Below are 259 nucleotides of genomic sequence, written 5' to 3'. Positions count from 1 at the left end.
ATTCTCTTCCTACCTACCTGTGTCGGTTTACGGTACGGGCACCTTCTCCCTGGCTAGAGGCTTTTCTTGGCAGCTGGAGTACAAGTTCTTCGGTACTGCAATGTTCCCTCCCCATCACAGCTCAGCCTTACACGGTGTGCGGATTTGCCTACACACCAGCCTTGCTGCTTGGACAGACACTTCCATCCGTCTGCAACTCTTCCCTTCTGCGTCACCCCATCGCTCATAGCGGTTCACGGTGGTACAGGAATTTCAACCT

Annotated in this window: 1 rRNA gene; it reads right to left on the bottom strand. The window is 53.7% G+C overall.

The window, feature by feature from the left end:
- Positions 1 to 259, bottom strand: a 23S ribosomal RNA gene (locus KJS69_RS29430); the annotation flags it as partial.

Origin of the sequence: Paenibacillus sp. J2TS4 (genome assembly GCF_018403245.1) — a bacterium.
Taxonomy (GTDB): Bacteria; Bacillota; Bacilli; order Paenibacillales; family NBRC-103111; genus Paenibacillus_L.
This window is presented reverse-complemented; position numbering and strand designations above follow the sequence as displayed.